Annotated in this window: 4 protein-coding genes and 1 pseudogene; all 5 read left to right on the top strand. The window is 64.1% G+C overall.

The annotated features are described in order from the left end of the window. A pseudogene (locus tag ACQKJZ_RS18530) lies at positions 1–116 on the top strand (NADH-quinone oxidoreductase subunit B); the annotation flags it as partial. Beyond that, positions 113–949 (top strand): NADH-quinone oxidoreductase subunit C, encoded by an 837-nt coding sequence (locus ACQKJZ_RS18525; protein ID WP_427733071.1) that lies wholly within the window; start codon positions 113–115, stop codon positions 947–949. The pseudogene ACQKJZ_RS18530 and the gene ACQKJZ_RS18525, both read left to right, overlap by 4 nt. After that, positions 946–2,181: an NADH-quinone oxidoreductase subunit D gene (locus ACQKJZ_RS18520; RefSeq protein WP_183951384.1), complete on the top strand. Its 1,236-nt coding sequence runs from the start codon at positions 946–948 to the stop codon at positions 2,179–2,181. The genes ACQKJZ_RS18525 and ACQKJZ_RS18520 overlap by 4 nt, the downstream gene beginning before the upstream one ends. After that, positions 2,181–2,855, top strand: a complete 675-nt coding sequence (locus ACQKJZ_RS18515) for a complex I 24 kDa subunit family protein (protein ID WP_427733068.1) — start codon at positions 2,181–2,183, stop codon at positions 2,853–2,855. The genes ACQKJZ_RS18520 and ACQKJZ_RS18515 overlap by 1 nt, the downstream gene beginning before the upstream one ends. Beyond that, positions 2,855–3,970 (top strand): NADH-quinone oxidoreductase subunit NuoF (gene nuoF / locus ACQKJZ_RS18510; RefSeq protein WP_427733066.1); only part of this gene is annotated, 1,116 nt, incomplete at its 3' end. The genes ACQKJZ_RS18515 and nuoF, both read left to right, overlap by 1 nt.

Here is a 3,970-nt window from a genome sequence, read left to right as displayed (position 1 = left end):
GGAGAGGGCACGTGGACATCTATGTCCCAAGCTGCCCGCCGACCGCCGAAGCGCTGCTGTACGGCGTGATGCATTTGCAGCGGAAGATCCGCCGCGCCGGGAGCATCGAACGGTGAGGGCGCCCGCTCCCCGCTTCGCCGCCAATGACGGCGTGATCGATGCGGCGCGCGCCGCACTCGGTCCCTGGCTGCTCGACGCGCGCGAGCATGTCGGCGAGGTCGCGCTGATCGTCGATCGTGCGAACCTGGTCCCCGCGATGATCGCGCTGCGCGACACCAAGGGGCTGGAATATCAGCAGCTCATGGAGATCGCCGGCGTCGACTATCCCGAGCGCGACGAGCGTTTCGAGGTGGTCTATTGCCTGCTCTCGCTGACCCGCAATCACCGCCTGCATGTCCATGTTTGCACCGACGAGGACAAGCCGGTGCCGTCGGTGACGGGGCTGTGGCCGGTCGCGGGCTGGCTGGAGCGTGAGGTCTATGACCTGTACGGCGTGCTGTTCTCGGGCAATAGCGACCTGCGTCGCATCCTGACCGACTATGGCTTTCGCGGCCATCCGCTGCGCAAGGACTTCCCGCTGACCGGCTATACCGAACTGCGGTACTCGGAAGAAGAGAAGCGCGTCGTCTATGAGCCGGTGAAGCTGGCGCAGGACTTCCGCAATTTCGACTTCCAGAGCCCGTGGGAAGGCGCCGAATACGTCCTGCCGGGCGACGAGAAGGGCGCGCAGCCGCAAGGCAAGGGCGCGCAGACCCCGGCCAGTGCGGACGCGGTGAAGAAGGCCGATGCGGCGCCGGACAAGACCGCCGCGGCCAACGCGCCCGAGACCAAGACCACCGAAAGCCCCAAGCAGACGGGTGCGGGTCAGCCGCATCCGGGCAACAAGGCTGAGGACAAGCCCAGGGACCCGGACGTCGTGCCGAGCAAGGGCGGAGGACAGAATCAGTGAGCGACTACGTCGACGAACTGCTCCACAAGACGGACGATGCCGACCCGACCACGGGCGACGTGTCGATCCAGAACTATACGATCAACTTCGGCCCGCAGCATCCGGCGGCGCACGGAGTGCTTCGCCTCGTCATGGAGCTGGACGGCGAGATCGTCGAACGCGTCGATCCGCATGTCGGCCTGCTGCATCGCGGCACCGAGAAGCTGATCGAATACAAGACCTATTCGCAGGCGCTGCCCTATTTCGACCGCCTCGACTATTGCTCGCCCATGTGCATGGAGCACAGCTATGTGCTCGCGGTCGAGAAGCTGCTTGACCTCGAAGTGCCGTTGCGCGCGCAATATCTGCGGACGTTCTTCGCCGAGCTGACGCGTATTTCGAACCACATGCTCAACCTGGGCAGCCATGTGATGGACGTCGGCGCAATGACGCCGAACCTGTGGATGTTCGAAATCCGCGAAGACTGCATGAACTTCTATGAGCGGGCCTCGGGCGCGCGCATGCATGCGAATTACTTCCGCGTTGGCGGCGTCCATCAGGACGTGCCGCTCAAGCTGCTGACCGATATCGCCGACTGGCTTGATACGCGTCTGCCGCAGCTGTTCGAGGATGCGATCGGCCTGGTGTCGAACAACCGCATCTTCAAGCAGCGCAATGTCGACATCGCGGTAGTAAACCGCGAGGACGCGATCAAGTGGGGCTTCTCCGGCCCGATGATCCGCGGGTCGGGCATTCCGTGGGATCTGCGCAAGTCGCAGCCCTATGACGCCTATGACAAGGTGGACTTCGACGTGCCGGTGGGCACCAGCGGTGACTGCTATGACCGGTTCATGGTGCGCGTCGAGGAAGTGCGCCAGTCGGCCCGGATCATGAAGCAGTGCCTGGCGCAGATGCCCGAGGGGCCGGTGCTCGCCACCGATCGCAAGGTCACGCCGCCCAAGCGCGCCGAGATGAAGCGTTCGATGGAAGCGCTGATCCACCACTTCAAGCTCTATACCGAAGGGTATCACGTCCCCGCCGGTGAGGTGTATGTCGCGACCGAAAGCCCCAAGGGCGAGTTCGGCGTGTATCTCGTCTCCGACGGATCGAACAAACCCTATCGCTGCAAGATCCGCCCGACCGCGTTCAGCCACCTGCAGGCCATGGAATTCATGTCCAAGGGGCATATGCTGGCCGACACGACCGCGATCCTGGGCGCGATGGACATCGTTTTTGGTGAATGTGACCGCTAATGGCTGACGCTCCCAACATCCCCGACGAGGCGGAAGTCCGCGCCCGCTGGGGCAATTTCGCCTGGACCGACGAGAACCAGAAGAAGGCGAACGAGATCCTCGCGCGCTATCCCAAGGGCCGCGAACCGTCCTGCTCGATCCCGTTTCTCGATCTGGCGCAGCGCCAGGTCGGCGCCGAGACGCAGACGCAAGGCTGGCTGCCGGTTCCGGTGATCGAGTTCGTCGCGCGCCAGCTCGGCGTCGCCTATATGCGCATCTATGAGGTCGCGACCTTCTACACGATGTTCAATCTGGCGCCGGTCGGTCGTTATCACGTCCAGGTGTGCGGCACGACGCCGTGCATGCTGCGCGGGTCGGACGACGTGCTGGCGGCGTGCAAGAACAAGGGTCTGATCAAGGGCAAGACCACGCCCGACGGCCTGTTCACGCTGACCGAGGTCGAGTGCATGGGCAACTGCGCCTCGGCCCCGATGGTCCAGATCAACGACGACAATTACGAGGATCTGGATTACGACCGCACGGTCACGATCCTGGAAGCGCTGGCCCGGGGTGAAAGCCCCAAGACCGGCACGCAGGAGCCGGGTCGCCATACGGTCGAGCCGATCGGCGGTCCGACCACGCTGACCGCCATGGTCGGCGACAATCACGACTATCGCGGGGAGTGGGGCGCATAATGCTCGCTGACAAGGACCGCATTTTCACCAATCTCTACGGCTATCAGCCGTGGAACGTCGACGCGGCGATGAAGCGCGGCGATTGGGACAATACCAAGGCGCTGCTGGAGCTAGGCCAGGACAAGATCATCGACGTCATCAAGGCGTCGGGTCTGCGCGGGCGCGGCGGTGCGGGCTTCCCGACCGGCATGAAGTGGAGCTTCATGCCCAAGGAACCGCGCCCAGACCGGCCGAGCTTCCTGGTCATCAACGCCGACGAGTCCGAGCCAGGTTCGTGCAAGGACCGCGAGATCATCCGTCACGATCCGCACAAGCTGATCGAGGGTGCGCTGGTCGCGGGCTTCGCGATGCGCGCGCGGGCGGCCTATATCTATATTCGCGGCGAATATATCCGCGAGGCCGAGACGCTGTTCGCGGCGGTCGCCGAAGCCTATGACCGGGGCTTCCTGGGCAAGAACGCCTGCGGCTCGGGCTATGACTTCGACGTCTTCGTCCATCGCGGTGCCGGTGCCTATATCTGCGGCGAAGAGACCGCGATGATCGAAAGCCTGGAGGGCAAAAAGGGCCAGCCGCGCCTGAAGCCGCCTTTCCCGGCGGGTGCGGGCCTCTATGGCTGTCCGACGACCGTGAACAACGTTGAATCGATCGCGGTCGCACCGACGATCCTGCGTCGCGGCGCCGAGTGGTTCTCCTCCTTCGGGCGCGAGAACAACAAGGGCACCAAGCTCTTCCAGATCTCCGGCCATGTCGATCGCCCCTGCGTGGTCGAGGAAAGCATGTCGATCAGCTTCCGTGAGCTGATCGAGAAGCATTGCGGCGGTATCCGTGGCGGCTGGGACAATCTGCTCGCGGTGATCCCGGGCGGGTCGTCGGTGCCTTTGGTGCCGGCCGCCGAGATCATGGACGCGCCGATGGATTTCGACGGCCTGAAGGCGGTCGGATCGGGCCTCGGCACGGCGGCCGTGATCGTCATGGACAAGTCGACCGACATCGTCCGCGCGATCAGCCGCCTGTCCTATTTCTACAAGCATGAGAGCTGCGGCCAGTGCACGCCGCGCCATACGCCATGCAGCGGCGGGCATAGTGAAGGAATGCCTCCTCGCCTTCCTTCATGC

The sequence above is a fragment of the Sphingomonas sp. NPDC019816 genome (assembly GCF_050274375.1).
GTDB lineage: Bacteria > Pseudomonadota > Alphaproteobacteria > Sphingomonadales > Sphingomonadaceae > Sphingomonas.
Note: the sequence above shows the minus strand (reverse complement) of the source record. Positions and strands in the feature narration are given on the sequence as shown.